The sequence below is a fragment of the Pseudomonas sp. P4795 genome (genome assembly GCF_048822895.1).
In the GTDB taxonomy this organism is placed as follows: domain Bacteria; phylum Pseudomonadota; class Gammaproteobacteria; order Pseudomonadales; family Pseudomonadaceae; genus Aquipseudomonas.
Map to the genome: position 1 here is coordinate 313,399 of NZ_JBMFBT010000005.1, position 18,373 is coordinate 331,771.

Annotated in this window: 14 protein-coding genes; 8 read left to right on the forward strand and 6 right to left on the reverse strand. The window is 60.9% G+C overall.

Features of this window, described 5'->3' with window-relative positions; all coding sequences use genetic code 11:
• Positions 1 to 39 precede the first annotated feature (39 nt).
• The 7 genes from ACOI8A_RS16490 (at position 40) to ACOI8A_RS16520 (ending at position 5,545) form a co-directional block, all read left to right on the forward strand.
• Positions 40 to 492, forward strand: coding sequence for a hypothetical protein (locus ACOI8A_RS16490; protein WP_420646915.1), 453 nt, complete (start codon positions 40 to 42; stop codon positions 490 to 492).
• The gene (locus ACOI8A_RS16495) at positions 489 to 1,685 is read left to right on the forward strand and encodes a beta-ketoacyl-[acyl-carrier-protein] synthase family protein (RefSeq protein WP_420646914.1); all 1,197 of its coding nucleotides are present in this window, start codon (positions 489 to 491) and stop codon (positions 1,683 to 1,685) included. Before ACOI8A_RS16490 ends, ACOI8A_RS16495 begins: the two co-directional genes overlap by 4 nt.
• On the forward strand, positions 1,682 to 2,146 hold the full coding sequence (locus ACOI8A_RS16500) for a hotdog family protein (protein WP_420646913.1): 465 nt from the start codon (positions 1,682 to 1,684) through the stop codon (positions 2,144 to 2,146). The genes ACOI8A_RS16495 and ACOI8A_RS16500 overlap by 4 nt, the downstream gene beginning before the upstream one ends.
• Positions 2,139 to 2,867 carry a 3-oxoacyl-ACP reductase FabG gene (gene fabG / locus ACOI8A_RS16505; protein ID WP_420646912.1) on the forward strand — a complete coding sequence of 243 codons (729 nt, stop codon included), beginning with the start codon at positions 2,139 to 2,141 and terminating at the stop codon, positions 2,865 to 2,867. The genes ACOI8A_RS16500 and fabG overlap by 8 nt, the downstream gene beginning before the upstream one ends.
• Positions 2,867 to 4,102, forward strand: coding sequence for a beta-ketoacyl-ACP synthase (locus ACOI8A_RS16510; RefSeq protein ID WP_420646911.1), 1,236 nt, complete (start codon positions 2,867 to 2,869; stop codon positions 4,100 to 4,102). Before fabG ends, ACOI8A_RS16510 begins: the two co-directional genes overlap by 1 nt.
• A 20-nt stretch (positions 4,103 to 4,122) precedes the next feature.
• Positions 4,123 to 4,569, forward strand: a complete 447-nt coding sequence (locus tag ACOI8A_RS16515) for an excinuclease (RefSeq protein WP_420646910.1) — start codon at positions 4,123 to 4,125, stop codon at positions 4,567 to 4,569.
• A gap of 538 nt (positions 4,570 to 5,107) precedes the next feature.
• Positions 5,108 to 5,545: an excinuclease gene (locus ACOI8A_RS16520; RefSeq protein ID WP_420646909.1), complete on the forward strand. Its 438-nt coding sequence runs from the start codon at positions 5,108 to 5,110 to the stop codon at positions 5,543 to 5,545.
• Between the two features lie 128 nt (positions 5,546 to 5,673).
• Here ACOI8A_RS16520 and ACOI8A_RS16525 read toward each other — a convergent pair whose 3' ends face one another.
• Positions 5,674 to 6,570, reverse strand: a complete 897-nt coding sequence (locus ACOI8A_RS16525; protein ID WP_420646908.1) for a LysR substrate-binding domain-containing protein — start codon at positions 6,568 to 6,570, stop codon at positions 5,674 to 5,676.
• A 118-nt stretch (positions 6,571 to 6,688) separates the two neighbouring features.
• Here ACOI8A_RS16525 and ACOI8A_RS16530 point away from each other — a divergent pair, with 118 nt between their 5' ends.
• Positions 6,689 to 7,963: an MFS transporter gene (locus ACOI8A_RS16530; RefSeq protein WP_420651280.1), complete on the forward strand. Its 1,275-nt coding sequence runs from the start codon at positions 6,689 to 6,691 to the stop codon at positions 7,961 to 7,963.
• 47 nt (positions 7,964 to 8,010) lie between these two features.
• Here ACOI8A_RS16530 and hemE read toward each other — a convergent pair whose 3' ends face one another.
• From hemE to aroB, 5 genes are all read right to left on the reverse strand, one after another.
• Positions 8,011 to 9,078 carry a uroporphyrinogen decarboxylase gene (gene hemE / locus ACOI8A_RS16535; RefSeq protein ID WP_420646906.1) on the reverse strand — a complete coding sequence of 356 codons (1,068 nt, stop codon included), beginning with the start codon at positions 9,076 to 9,078 and terminating at the stop codon, positions 8,011 to 8,013.
• Between the two features lie 237 nt (positions 9,079 to 9,315).
• Complete coding sequence (locus ACOI8A_RS16540) at positions 9,316 to 10,734, reverse strand: FAD-dependent oxidoreductase (RefSeq protein WP_420646905.1); 1,419 nt, start codon at positions 10,732 to 10,734, stop codon at positions 9,316 to 9,318.
• Between the two features lie 33 nt (positions 10,735 to 10,767).
• On the reverse strand, positions 10,768 to 15,213 hold the full coding sequence (gltB, locus tag ACOI8A_RS16545; protein ID WP_420647168.1) for a glutamate synthase large subunit: 4,446 nt from the start codon (positions 15,211 to 15,213) through the stop codon (positions 10,768 to 10,770).
• Between the two features lie 350 nt (positions 15,214 to 15,563).
• Positions 15,564 to 17,159 carry an AAA family ATPase gene (locus tag ACOI8A_RS16550; protein WP_420646904.1) on the reverse strand — a complete coding sequence of 532 codons (1,596 nt, stop codon included), beginning with the start codon at positions 17,157 to 17,159 and terminating at the stop codon, positions 15,564 to 15,566.
• Positions 17,160 to 17,169: 10 nt separating this feature from the next.
• The gene (gene aroB, locus ACOI8A_RS16555; protein WP_420646903.1) at positions 17,170 to 18,270 is read right to left on the reverse strand and encodes a 3-dehydroquinate synthase; all 1,101 of its coding nucleotides are present in this window, start codon (positions 18,268 to 18,270) and stop codon (positions 17,170 to 17,172) included.
• Between the last annotated feature and the right edge of the window lie 103 nt (positions 18,271 to 18,373).

The window sequence follows — 18,373 nt, forward strand, 5'->3', positions numbered from 1 at the left end:
GTGTCCGCAGTGTGGCGGCTGTTTGTGGTTGGCGTTGTAATGTTGCTCAGTGCTTGCGCCAGTCAGGCGCCGTTGCCGGCGGGCAATCCGGATCTGCCGTTGCCGCTGCAATTGCATATCGAGCGCACGTTGGCCGAGCAGCGTCAGGACTGGCTGCTGGTGATCCAGCGCGAAGGCCCGGGCATCCGCTGGTCGATGATGGACCCGCTGGGCATTCCTCAGGCGCGTCAGCAACTGATCGACGGACACTGGCAGGCCGATGGTCTGTTGCCGCCAAATCCGGAAGCCCGAGAGCTGTTCGCTGCGCTGCTGTTCGCCCTGACGCCATCCGGTGAGCTGAAGCGCAACTATCCGGCAGCGCAACAACAGGCCGGGCAACGCTCCCTGCCAGCGCGCTGGGATATCCGTTATTCACAACCGTTGAGCTTCGAATTGAATCTGCCCCAAGGCCCGCACTATCGCGTGTCGCCACTCGGTGAATCGACGCCATGACTGCTTACCTGAATGCCCTCGGCGTGATCTGTGCCCTCGGTCGCGACAAGCAAACCGTGGCGCACAAACTGTTCGCCGGCGATTGCTCAGGCATGCGCCTCGAATCTGGCTGGGTGCCGGAGCGCGAGTTGCCGGTGGCCGCCGTGCATGGCGACCTCGCTCCGATTCCGCCAGAGCTGTCGGCCCAGCGCAGCCGCAACAATCAGCTGTTGCTGGAAGCCGCGTTGCAGATCCGCGACGACATCGACCAGGCGATCCACACCTACGGCCGTGAGCGCATAGGCGTTGTGCTCGGCACCAGCACGTCGGGCATCGACGAGGCCAGCCGTGGCCTGGCGCATTACATTCGCGACCAGCAGTTCCCGGCGGACTACGACTACCGGCAACAGGAACTCGGCGCCCCGGCAAATTTCCTCGCCGACTGGCTGCAACTGAGCGGCCCGGCCTATGTGATTTCCACCGCTTGCACCTCCAGCGCGCGCGCCTTGATGAGCGCCCAGCGCTTGCTCGATCTGGGCCTGTGCGACGCGGTGTTGTGCGGCGGCGTCGACAGTCTGTGCAAGCTGACGCTGAACGGTTTCTCGGCGCTGGAGGCAGTATCCGAGCAACGCTGCAATCCGTTCTCGGCCAACCGCAATGGCATCAATATCGGCGAAGCGGCGGTGTTGTTCGTGATGAGCAGACAGCGCGGCGACGGACCGGCCATCGCCCTGCTCGGTGCTGGCGCCAGCTCCGATGCGCACCATATTTCCGCGCCGGAACCGAGCGGTCGTGGCGCCCGACAAGCGATGCAAAAGGCCCTGAGTCGAGCGCATCTGCAAGCCGGGCAAATCAACTATCTGAACCTGCACGGCACCGCCACCCAACATAACGACTCGATGGAAAGCCAGGCCGTGGCCGCGCTGTTCCCGGAGGGCGTGGCCTGTTCGTCAACCAAACCGCTGACCGGCCACACCCTTGGCGCTGCCGGTGCGCTGGAGGCGGCGTTTTGCTGGCTGAGCCTGAGCGCCGACAATCCCGATCACGCATTGCCGCCACACGTCTGGGACGCTCAACCCGATCCCGCGCTGCCGCCGCTGAAGTGGGTGACTGCAAGCGAACGCCTGTCGTCCATTGCACCCCGCTACCTGATGAGCAATTCGTTCGCTTTCGGTGGCAATAACGTCAGCCTGATTATCGGAGACGCCCCATGACCGACTGGCCGCTCGCCGAACTGCTGCCGCACGCCGGCGACATGATTCTGATCGACGAAATCCTCAGCTTTGACGATGAGCAGATCCACACCCGTCTCACGGTCAAATCCGACGGCCTGTTCAACCTGCCCGACGGCAGCTTGCCGGCATGGGTCGGCGTCGAGCTGATGGCGCAAAGCGTCGCCGCGTTTGCCGGTTGTCATGCGCGACTCAAAGGCAACGCGGTAGAGCTGGGCTTTCTGCTCGGCACGCGCAAATTTGAATGCAATGTCGCGGCGTTTCCCGCTGGCAGCGAGCTGACCATCCACGGCATGCGCTCACTGGAAGATGACAACGGCATGGGCGTGTTCGAATGCCACATCAACGCGCCCGGCATTGAGGCCAACGCCCGGCTCAACGTGTTCCGCCCGCCACACGCGGCGAATTATCTAGAACAGAAAAAGGAGTCGAACGATGACTGAATCAATCCTGGTCACCGGCTCCAGCCGTGGCATCGGCCGCGCCATTGCCCTGCGTCTGGCACAGGCCGGACATGACATCGTTGTGCATTGCCGCAGCGGCATGGCCGAGGCGCAAGCGGTGCAGGCGGAAATTCAAGCGCTGGGCCGCAACGCCCGCGTGCTGCAATTCGACGTCGCCGACCGCGAGAGCTGCAAAGCCATTCTCGAAGCCGATGTCGAAACCCACGGCGCTTATTACGGCGTGGTACTCAACGCCGGACTGACCCGCGACGGCGCGTTTCCGGCGCTGAGCGACGACGACTGGGACGTGGTGCTGCGCACCAATCTCGATGGTTTCTACAACGTCCTGCACCCGGTGATGATGCCGATGATCCGTCGTCGCGCCGCTGGGCGGATTGTGTGCATCACCTCGGTTTCCGGGATGATCGGCAATCGAGGCCAGGTCAACTACAGCGCTTCGAAGGCTGGTGTTATCGGCGCCGCGAAAGCCTTGGCGATTGAATTGGCCAAGCGCAAAATCACCGTCAACTGTGTCGCGCCGGGTCTGATCGACACGGCAATGCTCGACGAGAACGTGCCGGTCGAAGAACTGATGAAAATGATCCCCGCACAACGCATGGGTACGCCTGAAGAGGTGGCCGGTGCGGTGAATTTCCTGATGTCGGCGGAAGCCTCGTACATCACCCGCCAGGTGCTGGCGGTCAACGGAGGCCTGTGCTGATGAAGCGCGTCGTCGTCACCGGCATGGCCGGCATCACTTCTCTTGGCAGCGATTGGGAGACCATCGCCGGCAACTTCGCGGCCAACCGCAGCGGCATTCGCCGGATGGACGAATGGGATCGGTTTACTGAACTCAACACGCGTCTGGCCGGGCCGATCGATGATTTCGTGGTGCCGTCGCACTGGACTCGCAAGCAACTGCGCAGCATGGGTCGTGTCTCGCGTCTGGCGGTCGGCGCCGCCGAACAGGCACTCGCCGACGCGGGCTTGCTCGGTGACCCGGCGATCAAGGACGGACGCATGGGCGTGGCCTGCGGCTCGTCCACCGGCAGCACCGACGAGATCAAAGCGTTCGGCAACATGCTGCTCAATTCGGTAGCCGAGGGTCTCAACGCCAACTCCTACGTACGGATGATGCCGCACACCACAGCAGCTAACATCAGCATCTTCTTCGGCCTCACCGGTCGGTTGATCCCGACCTCCAGCGCCTGCACCAGCGGCAGCCAGGGCATCGGCTATGCCTACGAGGCGATCAAGTTCGGCCGCTTGCCGCTGATGCTTGCCGGCGGTGCAGAAGAACTGTGCCCGACCGAAGCCATGGTTTTCGATGCGCTGTACGCCACGAGCCTGAAAAACGATGCGCCACAAACCAGTCCGCGTCCTTATGACAAGGATCGAGACGGTCTGGTCATCGGTGAAGGCGGCGGCATGCTGGTGCTTGAAGAGTTGGAACACGCCCTCGCTCGCGGCGCGCACATTCACGCCGAACTGGTCGGTTTCGGCAGTAACGCCGACGGCCAGCACACCACCCGCCCGGAACAGACCACCATGCGCCGTGCGATGGAACTGGCGCTGGAAGACGCCGGCCTGACACCGGATGCCATCGGTTATGTGAACGGCCACGGCACCGCGACAGAACAGGGCGACATTGCCGAAACACTGGCCACCAGCAGTCTGTTTGGCGAACGCATGCCGATCAGCTCGCAGAAGAGTTTCCTCGGCCACACCCTGGGTGCCTGTGGTGCGCTGGAGTCGTGGTTCAGCATTGAAATGCTCAACCGCGACCTGTACGTGCACACCTTCAATCTCGACGAGGTCGATCCGCACTGCGGCAAGCTCGACTACCTGCGCGGCGAGTTCCGTCAGATGACCAATGAATACGTGATGAACAACAATTTTGCGTTTGGCGGGGTCAACACCTCGTTGATCTTCCGCCGCTGGCCGCAACCGAATTAATCCGGGTCAAGGAGACCTTCATGCACTTCAAGAAACTCGCTACCGCCGCCACCCTGCTGATCTGCGCCCTGCCGGCCGTCAGCCAGGCCCGTGACACCGCGGTCTACCTGCCGCTGGACAAAGCCGTCGCCGAAGCCACCCGCAGCGGCAAAATCGATGGCAGCGTGAAGTTCTACCTGGCCGGCAACACCCCGGCCGGTAAAGTCACCGTCCTCAGCCCGGGCGCCGTGACCAACAAGAAAACCAACGCCTTCAACAAGTCCGATCAAGTCGCCTGCGAATGGGTCGCCCAATCGGCAATCATCAGCCTGCACCAGGCCGCCAAAAGCGCCGGCGCCAACGCCGTGACCAACATCGTCAGCTTCTACAAGAGCAACGAGCGCAAGGATGCGAAGAACTATGAATGCCATGCAGGGGCAATCATGGCCGGTGTTGCGTTGAAGGGTGATCTGGCGCAGGTTCAGTAAGCGTCAGAAACGACAAAGGGCGCCTTTCGGCGCCCTTTCACAAACAGGTTGGCTTGTCATGGCCGGTTACCTGTCTGGCTCTGCGATGGCTGGTTGCCCAGGATCCTCAGAGTCTCACAAGCCCCTTTCGGGAACGCCTGCAGTATTGCCCAAAAACGAGTCGGGGGGCAACGGATAGCATTTGGCTTCGATGCGCCACTTCCTCTGCCATCACAGCCCCAGCGCCCGTCTGACTGCGGTTTTTATGGCGTAAAACTCATCTGTTGCATAACCCCTGAAATCGCAAATCAGAACGCTGCCCTCCTTGGGCTGATATCTAAGCGGCATCCGTGGCACTCGTTTGAGAAAAAACTGATCTTGCGTGACCGCGACAATATCCCCTACGACAGTTACGTTACTCCAAATGTACGACGTCTAACTGTGCGTTCTCTCGCACCATCTACACTCGCTCAAGCAGGCCATCGCGTAGCGCCTGCCGGAACTGCGAGCGAGGTGGGTCGAGCATTCGCGGTTCTCTTTCACCATCAAGGAGATGACCATGCAAGTGAAAGCCCTGATCGCCGCCGTCCTTTGCAGCCTGCTGCCTGGCGCCAGCCATGCGACCAATCTGATGTACATGCCATTCGAAACGGTGGTATCGGATGCCCTGCGCGCCGGGCGGCTGGATGGGAGTGTGAAGTTTTATCTGGCGGGGAATGGGCCGCAGGGGACCCAGCGCTTGATGCAGCGCGGTGTGGTCAGTGATCTGAAGACCAACGGGTTCAACAAGAGCGATCACGCTTCGTGCGAGTGGGTGTTGCAGTCGAATCTGATCAAGTTGCAGGCGGATGCGAAGCGCGTCGGGGCGAATGCGGTGACCAATATCGTCAGCTATTACGACCAGCGGGTGCGCAAGGATTTGAATACGTACGAATGTCGGGCGGGGGTCTTCGTCACGCGGGTGGCGTTGAAGGGGGATTTGGTGCGGCTGCCCTGAAATATGTGGTGATTGAGCTGACGTCATCGCTGGCAAGCCAGCTCCCACAGGGTTTTGGATGTACACAAAAATGTGAACAACAGCGAAACCTGTGGGAGCTGGCTTGCCAGCGATTGACGGCGAAGCCGTCAGGTTTGTTCGACCTTGCGCGTGAGCAGATCGACAAACGCCTTGGCCATCGGTGATTTCTGATCCTTGCGCTGCACCAGCCACACTGCCGAGATCGCTTCGGGGTCAAGCAGCGGCCGATAGACCACGCCGTCAATGCGCATCCGCTGATAAGACGCCGGCAGCACCGAGACGCCCAACCCCGCTGCCACCAGGCCAATGATGGTCATCGCTTCGCCGGCCTCCTGCGCAAAGTGCGGGCTGAACCCGGCATCACGCGCCAGGCTTAACAGTTGCGCGTACAAACCGCTGCCGTAACTGCGAGGGAAAAATACGAAAGGTTCGAGGGCCAATGCCGAGAGAAATAGTCCTTCCTCACTGTCGGTGACCAACGGATGTTTGGAGCTGAGCACGGCGACCAAAGGCTCGCGCATCAATTCGACCACGCTCAGCGAATCCGGCAAACCCAGCGGCCGCATGATGCCCACTTCGATTGATTCATCCACCAGCGCTTCGGCGACTTGGGTGCTGCTCATTTCCCGCAGGTTCAGGTGTACCGCTGGAAAGCGCTGGCGAAACGAGAAAATCGCCTGAGGAATGGTCGAGTTGAACGGTGCCGAAGAGGTGAAGCCGATTTTCAGTTCACCGATTTCACCTAACTGCGCGCGTCGCGCCACATCCGCCGCTTTGTCGACCTGCGCCAGCACCAACCGCGCCTCTTGCAGGAACAATCTCCCGGCCTCGCTCAGCTCGACCCGACGGTTGGTGCGCTCGAACAGCCGCGCGCCGACCTCTTGTTCCAGCGCCTGAATCTGCTGGCTCAGCGGTGGTTGGGAGATGCCCAGCACCTGAGCGGCGCGGCCGAAGTGCAGTTCTTCGGCGACGGCGATGAAGTAGCGCAGATGACGTAATTCCATGCAAATCCCATTAGGTCGTTAAAGCTATCAAACAGGTCGAACAATATATTGGATAGAAACAATAGCCAGCTATATGATTTTTTCATTGCCTGACCGGCCGCGCCCTCCGAGGTCTGAAGTGAAAACTGCTGTCGCCCCTCTCGCCCACGAAGTCCCGCCCGCCGCAGCCGACGATGTGCTCGCCGAACTGCAAGAAATCTACATCGAAAAAGGCACACCTGCGTTCATGCGCACGGTGCTGGCGCTGTTCTGTGGCGGCTTCGCGACTTTTGCGTTGCTGTACTGCGTGCAGCCGATGATGCCGCTGCTGTCTCACGAATATTCGATCAACGCGGCGCAGAGCAGTCTGATTCTGTCGGTGGCGACCGGCATGCTCGCTATCGGTCTGCTGATCACCGGCCCAGTTTCGGATCGGGTCGGGCGCAAACCGGTGATGGTCGCGGCACTGTTCGCGGCGGCGCTGTGCACCATCGCCAGTTCGGTGATGCCAAGCTGGGAAGGCGTGCTGGTGATGCGTGCGCTGATCGGTTTGTCGCTGAGCGGGCTGGCGGCAGTCGCCATGACTTACCTCAGCGAAGAAATTCACCCGCAGCACATTGGCCTGGCGATGGGTTTGTACATCGGCGGCAACGCGATTGGCGGGATGAGTGGACGCTTGATCACCGGAGTGCTGATCGACTTCGTCAGCTGGCACACGGCGATGCTGGTGATCGGTGGTCTGGCGCTGATAGCGGCAGCGGTGTTCTGGAAAATCCTCCCCGAGTCGCGCAACTTCCGCTCGCGCTCGCTGCACCCGCGCAGCCTGCTCGACGGCTTCACCATGCACTTTCGCGACGCCGGTCTGCCGTTGCTGTTTCTTGAAGCCTTCGTGCTGATGGGCGCATTCGTCACCCTGTTCAACTACATCGGCTATCGCCTGCTGGCCGGGCCGTACAACCTCGATCAGGCGTATGTCGGCCTGCTGTCAGTGGTGTATCTATCCGGGATCTACAGCTCGGCGAAGATTGGTTCGCTGGCCGACCAACTGGGTCGACGCAAAGTGCTGTGGGCGACCATCGCGCTGATGTTCGCCGGCCTCGCGCTGACTATGTTTACACCGCTGCCGCTGGTGATTATCGGCATGCTGATCTTCACCTTCGGCTTCTTCGCTGCGCACTCGGTGGCCAGCAGCTGGATCGGGCGTAGGGCGGTCAAGGCCAAGGGCCAGGCTTCGTCGCTCTATCTGTTCAGTTATTACGCGGGCTCGAGCATCGCCGGCACTGCGGGCGGGGTGTTCTGGCATATCGGTGGGTGGAACGGGATCGGGTTGTTTATTGGCGCACTGTTGCTCGTGGCGTTGCTGGTGGCGTTGAAGCTGGCGAAGTTGCCGCCATTGGGTGGCGTCAACGCCTGAAACAAAAACGCCCGGCATATAGCCGGGCGTTCTTTATTGAAGCGCGATCACTCGTGATACTGCCCCGACAGATCATGCACCGCGCGCAGGAACGCACCGGCATGTTCCGGATCAACTTCCGGCGTGATGCCGTGGCCGAGGTTGAACACGTGGCCGCTGCCTTTGCCGTAGCTGGCGAGGATGCGCCCGACTTCGGTGCGAATGGCTTCCGGTTTGGCGTAGAGCACGGTTGGGTCCATGTTGCCTTGCAGCGCAACTTTGTCGCCAACGCGGGCGCGGGCATTGCCGATGTCACAGGTCCAGTCCAGGCCGAGTGCGTCGGCGCCAGCGTCGGCGATGCTTTCCAGCCACAGGCCGCCGTTCTTGGTGAACAGGATCACCGGGACCTTGCGACCTTCGTGCTCGCGGATCAGGCCGCTGACGATTTTCTTCATGTAGGCCAGCGAGAATTCCTGATACGCCGCCGCCGACAGATTGCCGCCCCAGGTATCGAAGATCTGCACCGCTTGCGCGCCGGCCATGATCTGGCCGTTGAGGTAGCTGGTGACCGACTGCGCGAGTTTATCCAACAGCAGGTGCATGGCTTGCGGGTTGTCGTAGAGCATGGCTTTGGTCTTGCGGAAGTCTTTCGACGAGCCGCCTTCAACCATGTAGGTCGCGAGAGTCCACGGGCTGCCGGAGAAACCGATCAGCGGCACACGACCGTTGAGTTCGCGGCGGATGGTGCTGACCGCGTCCATTACGTAGCCGAGGTCTTTGTGCGGATCCGGGATCGGCAGGGCTTCGATGTCGGCCATCGTACTGACGACTTTCTTGAAGCGCGGGCCTTCACCGGTTTCGAAGTACAGGCCCTGGCCCATGGCATCGGGGATGGTCAGGATGTCGGAAAACAGGATCGCCGCATCCAGCTGTGGATAGCGGTCGAGCGGTTGCATGGTGACTTCGCAGGCGAACTCCGGGTTCATGCACAGGCTCATGAAGTCACCGGCCTTGGCGCGGCTGGCGCGGTATTCCGGCAGATAGCGACCGGCCTGACGCATCATCCACACGGGAGTGACGTCTACGGGTTGCTTGAGCAGGGCACGAAGGAAACGGTCGTTCTTGAGGGCAGTCATGTCGGCATCCGCAAAAAAAGTGCGGGCATTTTCTCAGAGCGCGACGCAAAAGGCACGGTTGCAGGTCAGCCTTTTGTCTATCGGGTCAATTTATTGCGCTGGAACACCGACTTTGTAACACCACAAATCACTGTGGGAGCTGGCTTGCCAGCGATGCAGGCACCTCGGTTTGTCTGCCAAACCGAGGTGATGCTATCGCTGGCAAGCCAGCTCCCACAGGTATTGCGATGCAGTCAGTTAGACACCGAGGTAATCGAGGATCCCTTCAGCGGCATTGCGCCCTTCGAAGATCGCCGTCACTACCAGGTCAGAGCCACGCACCATATCGCCGCCAGCAAAGATTTTCGGGTTGCTGGTCTGGTGTTTGTACTGAGCTTGCTCAGGCGCAACAACGCGGCCCTGACTGTCGGTCTGGATCTCGAACTGTTCGAACCACGGCGCCGGGCTTGGGCGGAAACCGAAAGCGATAACCACGGCGTCGGCCGGGATGATCTCCTCGGAGCCAGGGATCGGCTCGGGGCTGCGACGGCCACGGGCATCCGGTTCGCCGAGACGGGTCTCGACCACCTTCACGCCTTCAACCCGATCTTCGCCGACGATAGCGATTGGCTGGCGATTATAGAGGAATTTCACGCCTTCTTCCTTGGCGTTCTTCACCTCTTTGCGCGAGCCGGGCATGTTCGCTTCGTCACGACGATACGCACAGGTCACCGACTTGGCACCCTGGCGAATTGACGTTCGGTTGCAGTCCATCGCCGTGTCGCCGCCGCCGAGTACCACAACCTTCTTGCCTTTCATGTCGACGAAATCTTCCGGCGACTTTTCAAAGCCCAGGTTGCGGTTGACGTTGGCGATCAGGAAATCCAGTGCGTCGTGCACGCCCGGCAGATCCTCACCGGCAAAGCCGCCCTTCATGTAGGTGTAAGTGCCCATGCCCATGAACACCGCATCGTATTCGGCGAGCAGTTGCTCCATGGTCACGTCCTTGCCGACCTCGGTGTTGAGGCGGAACTCGATGCCCATGCCAGTGAAGACTTCGCGACGATTGCTCAGCACGCTCTTCTCAAGCTTGAACTCGGGGATGCCGAAGGTCAGCAGACCGCCGATTTCCGGGTTCTTGTCGAACACCACCGGGGTCACGCCGCCACGCACCAGCACATCGGCACATCCCAGACCCGCCGGGCCGGCGCCGATGATCGCGACACGTTTGCCGGTCGGTTTGACCTTGGACATGTCCGGACGCCAGCCCATGGCGAACGCGGTGTCAGTGATGTACTTCTCGACCGAACCGATGGTCACCGCGCCAAAGCCGTCGTTGAGGGTGCAGGCACCCTCGCACAGACGATCCTGCGGACACACCCGGCCGCAGACTTCCGGCAGGGTGTTGGTCTGGTGCGACAGCTCGGCGGCCTGAAGGATGTTGCCCTCGGCCACCAGCTTCAGCCAGTTGGGAATGAAGTTGTGCACCGGGCACTTCCATTCGCAATACGGGTTGCCGCAACCCAGGCAGCGGTGGGCCTGATCGGCCGAGTGCTGGGGTTTGAACGGTTCGTAGATCTCCACGAACTCTTTCTTGCGTTGACGCAACAGTTTCTTCTTCGGATCTTTGCGCCCGACGTCGATGAACTGGAAGTCGTTATTCAGACGTTCAGCCATTGTTAAAACCTCATCAAACTCTTCAGGCGCATATCACTGCGGGTTGGCACGAGTGCTGGAAAGCAACGATTTCAGATTGGCAGCCTTAGGCTTGACCAGCCAGAAACGGCGCAAGTAATCATCGAGGTTCTCGGCGAGTTCACGACCCCACTCGCTGTCGGTTTCCTCGACGTACTCGTTCAGCACGCGTTGCAGGTGGCTGCGGTAGGCTTCCATCGCCTCGCCGCTGATCCGCTGGATTTCCACCAGTTCGTGATTGACCCGGTCAACGAAGGCGTTGTCCTGGTCGAGCACGTAGGCGAAACCACCGGTCATGCCAGAGCCGAAGTTGTAACCGGTTTTGCCCAACACGCAGACGAAACCACCGGTCATGTACTCGCAGCAGTGATCGCCAGTGCCTTCGACCACGGTGTGCGCACCGGAGTTACGCACGGCGAAACGCTCGCCTGCGGTGCCGGCGGCGAACAACTTGCCGCCAGTGGCGCCGTACAGGCAGGTGTTGCCGATGATTGCACTGTCCTGAGTTTTATAGACGCTGCCCTTCGGCGGCACGATGGTCAGCTTGCCACCGGTCATGCCTTTGCCGACGTAATCGTTGGCGTCGCCTTCGAGGTAAAGGTTCAGCCCGCCGGCGTTCCACACACCAAAGCTCTGACCGGCAGTGCCCTTGAAGCGGAAGGTGATCGGCGCATTCGCCATGCCCTGATTGCCGTGCTTGCGCGCGATTTCGCCGGAGATCCGCGCGCCGATCGAACGGTCGCAGTTGCAGATATCCAGATCGAACTCGGCGCCGCTCATGTCATTGATGGCCGAGGTGGCCATGTCGACCATTTTCTCGGCCAAAAGGCCTTGGTCGAATGGCGGGTTGCGCTCGACCTGGCAGAACTGCGGCTTGTCCGCCGGGATGTGATCGCTGCCGAGCAGCGGAGTCAGATCCAGGTGGTTTTGCTTGGCGGTCTGGCCTTCGAGGACTTCCAGCAGATCGGTGCGACCGATCAGCTCTTCGAGGGAGCGCACGCCGAGCTTGGCCAGCCACTCACGGGTTTCTTCGGCGACGTAGGTGAAGAAATTCACCACCATGTCGACGGTGCCGATGTAGTGATCTTTACGCAGCTTCTCGTTCTGCGTCGCGACGCCAGTGGCGCAGTTGTTCAGGTGGCAGATGCGCAGGTATTTACAGCCCAGCGCGATCATTGGCGCGGTGCCGAAGCCGAAGCTTTCAGCGCCGAGGATCGCCGCCTTGATCACGTCGAGGCCGGTTTTCAGGCCACCGTCGGTTTGCACCCGGACTTTGCCACGCAGGTCGTTGCCACGCAGGGTCTGGTGAGTTTCGGCGAGGCCGAGCTCCCACGGAGCACCAGCGTATTTGATCGAAGTCAGCGGCGAAGCGCCGGTGCCACCGTCGTAACCGGAGATGGTGATCAAGTCCGCATAAGCCTTGGCCACACCGGCGGCGATAGTGCCGACGCCCGCTTCCGCTACCAGTTTCACCGAAACCAGCGCCTTCGGATTGACTTGTTTCAGGTCGAAAATCAGCTGCGACAAGTCTTCAATCGAGTAGATGTCGTGGTGCGGCGGCGGCGAAATCAGGGTCACGCCCGGCACTGCATAACGCAGCTTGGCGATCAGCCCGTTGACCTTGCCGCCCGGCAGTTGACCACCTTCGCCGGGCTTGGCGCCCTGTGCGACTTTGATCTGCAACACTTCAGCGTTGACCAGGTATTCCGGAGTAACACCGAAACGGCCCGTCGCGACCTGTTTGATTTTCGAACTCTTGATGGTGCCGTAACGCGCCGGGTCTTCGCCGCCTTCACCGGAGTTGGAACGCGCACCGAGGCGGTTCATGGCTTCGGCCAGGGCTTCGTGAGCTTCCGGCGACAGTGCGCCCAAAGAGATACCGGCGGAGTCAAAGCGCTTGAGCACCGATTCCAGCGGTTCGATTTCACTGATGTCCAGCGGCGTGTCGAGGGTCTTGACCTTGAGCAGGTCGCGGATCATCGACACCGGACGGTTGTCCACCAGCGCGGTGTATTCCTTGAACTTGGCGTAGTCGCCCTGCTGCACAGCGGCCTGCAGAGTGTTGACCACGTCCGGGTTATACGCGTGATATTCGCCACCGTGGACGAACTTCAGCAGACCGCCCTGCTGGATCGGCTTGCGCGGGCTCCAGGCTTCGGCGGCCAGCGCTTTCTGCTCGGCTTCGATATCGACGAAACGCGCACCCTTGATGCGGCTCGGCACGCCACGGAAGCTCAGGTCGCAGACTTCTTCGGACAGGCCGATGGCTTCGAACAACTGCGCACCGCGATACGAGGCGATGGTCGAGATGCCCATCTTCGACAGGATCTTCAGCAGACCTTTAGTGATGCCTTTGCGGTAGTTCTTGAACACCTCATAGAGGTCGCCCAGCACTTCACCGGTACGGATCAGGTCGCCCAACACTTCGTACGCGAGGAACGGATACACCGCCGAAGCGCCAAAACCGATCAGCACCGCGAAGTGATGCGGGTCGCGCGCAGTGGCGGTTTCGACGAGGATGTTCGAGTCGCAGCGCAGGCCTTTTTCGGTCAGGCGGTGATGCACCGCACCGGTGGCCAGCGAGGCGTGGATCGGCAGTTTGCCCGGGGCGATATGGCGGTCGCTCAGGACGATCTGGGTACGCCCGGCGCGCACGGCTTCTTCAGCCTGATCGGCCACGTTGCGGATCGCCGCTTCGAGGCCGAGGCTTTCATCGTAGTTGAGGTCGATGACCTGACGCTCGAAACCCGGGCGGTCGAGGTTCATCAGCGAGCGCCACTTGGCCGGCGAAATCACCGGCGAGCTGAGGATCACGCGCGAGGCGTGTTCCGGCGACTCCTGGAAAATGTTGCGCTCGGCACCGAGGCAGATTTCCAGCGACATCACGATGGCTTCACGCAACGGATCGATCGGCGGGTTGGTGACCTGCGCGAACTGCTGACGGAAATAGTCGTACGGCGTGCGCACGCGCTGGGACAGCACCGCCATCGGCGTATCGTCGCCCATCGAGCCAACGGCTTCATAGCCTTGCTCGCCAAGCGGACGCAGCACCTGATCGCGCTCTTCGAACGTGACCTGATACATCTTCATGTATTGCTTGAGCTGATCGACGTCGTAGAAAGCCGAACCGTGGTCGTTGTCTTCCATGGTCGCCTGAATGCGCAGGGCATTCTTGCGCAGCCATTGCTTGTACGGATGACGGGATTTCAGTCGGTTGTCGATCGCGTCGGTATCGAGGATCTGCCCGGTTTCGGTGTCCACGGCAAGGATCTGGCCCGGACCGACACGGCCCTTGGCGATCACGTCTTCTGGCTGGTAGTTCCAGACGCCGATTTCCGACGCAACCGTGATGAAACCGTTGGTGGTGGTCACCCAGCGCGCCGGACGCAGACCGTTACGGTCGAGCAGGCACACCGCGTAGCGACCGTCGGTCATGACCACGCCGGCCGGGCCGTCCCACGGCTCCATGTGCATCGAGTTGTACTCGTAGAACGCACGCAGATCCGGGTCCATGGTTTCGACGTTCTGCCACGCAGGCGGAATGATCATGCGCACGCCACGGAACAGGTCGATGCCGCCGGTGACCATCAGCTCAAGCATGTTGTCCATGCTCGATGAGTCGGAGCCGACGCGGTTGACCAGCGGGCCGAGTTCTTCCAGATCCATCAGATCGTTGGTGAACTTGGTCCGACGGGCCTGAGCCCAGTTGCGGTTACCGGTGATGGTGTTGATTTCGCCGTTGTGGGCGAGGAAGCGGAATGGCTGAGCCAGCGGCCATTTCGGCAGGGTGTTGGTGGAGAAGCGCTGGTGAAACACGCAGATCGCGGTTTGCAGGCGCTCGTCACTCAGGTCCGGATAGAAGGCGGCCAGATCGGCCGGCATCATCAGGCCTTTATAAATGATGGTCTTGTGCGAAAAGCTGCAGATGTAGTGGTCGCTGTCGACAGCGTTGGTCACCGACGAACGACGACGGGCGCTGAACAGCTTGACCGCCATGTCCTGATCGCTCAGGCCTTCGCCGCCGATGTACACCTGCTCGATCTGCGGCAGGCGCTCAAGGGCAAGCCGGCCAAGGACGCTGGTGTCGATGGGCACTTTGCGCCAGCCGATCAGTTGCAGGCCTTCAGCGAGGATCTCGCGGTTCATGTTCTCGCGAGCAGCTTCGGCTTTGACCGGATCCTGGTTGAAGAAAACCATGCCCACGGCGTATTGCCTGGGCAACTCGACGCCGAAAGTTTCCTGGGCGATAGCACGCAGGAAGGCGTCGGGTTTTTGAATCAGCAGACCGCAGCCGTCACCGGTCTTGCCGTCGGCATTAATCCCACCGCGGTGGGTCATGCAGGTCAGGGCCTCAATGGCCGTTTGCAAAAGGGTATGACTGGGTTCGCCCTGCATATGGGCTATCAGGCCGAAACCACAGTTATCCTTGAATTCATCTGGTTGGTACAGACCTGCTTTCATAGACACTTTCTCACCAGGCTGCCTCTTTTCGAGGCAAATTTCTTTTCAATTCAACCACTTGCGATCCGCGCCGAACGTACGCCGGCTTAGCGGGGGCAAAAGGGTGGTCATTGTACACAGCGACACAGAGGCTCACAAATTTGACGACGAAATGTCGCAAATTCATGTCGCATTTGTGAAAGGTTTAAAGCGATCTGCTGTGCTAGTCAAAACTTTTTTAATTTTGACCGCAACGACTCAAAGACTACTGTGACGCAGACACCACAAGGCACGCGGCCTGTAGAGGCGGCGCGCACTTGCGGAAATTTTGAGGTGCCTGGAGTGGCGGCCTGGGTAAGGCCGCCGAATCTTCAGCGAGTTGTTGCCAGTTCCTGTTGGACGCTGGCGACAGTGCGAGGCCAAGGTTTACCAGCCTGAACCTTCGCTGGCAAGGCCTTGATGGCAGAAACAGCCGCATCACGATTGGCGAAGTTGCCGTAGGTGATCACGTAGAGCGGCTTGCCGTTGAGGACTTTCTTGAAATAACGGTACTCACCGCCCTGCTCCTTGACGAAGCTTTGCGCAGCCGTCTCGGAGCTGGTGCCTAGGATCTGCACCACGTAGTTGCTGGTCGGCTGGCCGGCGTACCAGCTGCCACCAGCAGCTTTGGCCACGACGACAGGCTTCTCGGCCGGCTTGGCCGCTGCAACAGGCTTGGCCGGTGCTGGAGCCGGTTTCACCGCTGGTGCAACCGGAGCAGGCTTGGCGGTGGCGATCTGGGTCGGCGCAGGCGTCGGCTTGGCCGCAGGCACTGGAACCGGTGTCGGCGCAGGACCGGCCGGAACGCCCGCAGGTGGCGCGGAAGTGGTCACGGTTGGCGGCGTATCGCTGGAGCCTTCGAGCGGCACGCCGTCGTCGCCTTCGGTGATACCGCCAGCGGCCTCAGCCAACGGGCCACGCATCACCGGTTGCGAGTTGCCAACCAGCGGCAGCGGCATTGGCTGCGTATTGCCGTTGAATTCGACGGACGGGTTGGCGCCCGCCTGAGGCGTGCCTTGACCCAATGGCAGTTGCGCCTGTTCGTTGGCCGGCGCACCGGTAGTCGGTGTCTTGTTGCGACCCGGCATCAGCCAGGCGGCAGCGACCGCGACCACAACGACGGCGGAAATCGCCAATACGTGTTTCTTCGGCATGTTGAACCCCATACTTGGACGCTTGACCGCAGAGCGGCTGGCAATCATGGCTTCGATCAGTGCATCTCGAGCGACCTGGTTGATATTACCCGGCCAACCCTCGGAGCTTTCGTGAATATCAGAGATCTGATCCGCGGTGAAAAGTTCGATACCGCGGCCAGCGCCTTGCAGACGCAGATCGAGATATTCGCGGGTTTCTTCTTCGGTGTACGGCTGCAATTCGATGACGTGGAAACGCTCTTCCTCAAGCTGCAAAGCCTCAAGCTGCGCGATCAGCGACGACTCGCCGAACAGGAACACGTGCGGGCGACCTTCCGGTGCGCCGGCACCCAGCGCCATCAGCGCTTCGAGAGCGGATTCGTCGAGCTGCTCGGCGTCATCTACCAGCAGATAGACTTCCTGACCGGTCAGCGCCAACTGCACTACCTGATCAAGAATCGCACCGACGTCGGCCTGCGCCACGTCCAGCGCTTGAGCAACCTGGCGCAACACGCCCGCCGCATCGCCGGCACCGCGCGCAGAAACCACAACGCTCTGCACCGATTGTTTGTTGGTACTGGCCACCAGCGCCTGACGCAGCAGGGTCTTGCCGCTGCCTTGCGGGCCGGTAACCACCAGCAGCAACTGGCTGTAACGCGCCAGATGATGCAGTTGACCCAGCACTGGTTTGCGCTGGGCCGGGAAGAATTTGAAGCCCGGCACCCGTGGAGCGAAAGGGTCGTGGCTTAACTGGTAATGGCCGAGGAACGCCTCGTCGGCATGCAAACTAGTCATCGGAATCTTATTAACCTTTAAGCTGAGCCAGAGCGCGGTAATCCGCGCTCAGCGTGGCCTGTAGAACCTCTTTCGGATAATCGGCGGTCACCACCGCTTCGCCCATCCGGCGCAGCAGCACCAGGCGTAGACGACCGTCGATCACTTTTTTATCTATTGCCATGTGTTCGAGAAAATCGGCTTCGCTCATCTCTTCAGGCGGAACCACCGGCAGACCGGCGCGCTGGAACAGACGAATGCCGCGATCGCGCTCCTGCTCGCTGATCCAGCCCAGACGCGCGGACATCTCCAGCGCCATCACGGTGCCCGCGGCGACTGCTTCGCCATGCAACCAGACACCATAGCCCATGTGGGTTTCGATGGCGTGGCCAAAGGTGTGGCCGAGGTTGAGCGTGGCGCGCACGCCGGTTTCTTTCTCATCGGCGCCGACCACCGCAGCCTTCGCGGCGCAGGAGCGCTCGATCGCGTAAGTCAGGGCTTGCTGATCGAGATTGCGCAGGCGATCGACGTTTTCTTCGAGCCAGGTCAGGAACGGCTCGTCGCAGATCAGCCCGTATTTGATGACTTCGGCCAGACCGGCGGACAGTTCGCGCGCCGGCAGGGTATTCAGCGAGGCGGTATCGATCAGCACCACGTTCGGTTGATAGAACGCACCGACCATGTTCTTGCCCAGCGGATGGTTGATCCCGGTCTTGCCGCCCACCGACGAATCGACCTGGGACAGCAGCGTGGTTGGAATCTGAATGAAATCGACACCGCGCTGGTAGCAGGACGCCGCGAAACCGGCCATGTCGCCGATCACCCCGCCGCCCAGGGCGATCACGGTGGTGCGGCGGTCATGACGTGCAGTCAGCAGGCCGTCGAAGATCAGTTGCAGGGTTTCCCAGTTCTTGAAGGCTTCGCCGTCGGGCAGCACTACGGAAATCACCGAGAACTGCGCGAGGCTGCGAGTCAGACGTTCGAGATACAGCGGCGCTACGGTCTCGTTGGAGATGATCGCCACTTGCCGCCCGTGGATATGCGGCGCCAGCAACTCGGGCTGATCCAACAAACCTTCGCCGATATGAATCGGGTAGCTGCGCTCGCCTAAATCGACCTTGAGTGTCTGCATGTGTCCCCACAGTGAAGATGGAAGCAGGCGTCCTGCCATGAATTATCGGACGTCCCCGGCCTTGAGAGGTATGACGCCGCTTGCGTGCGATCCGCCACAACCC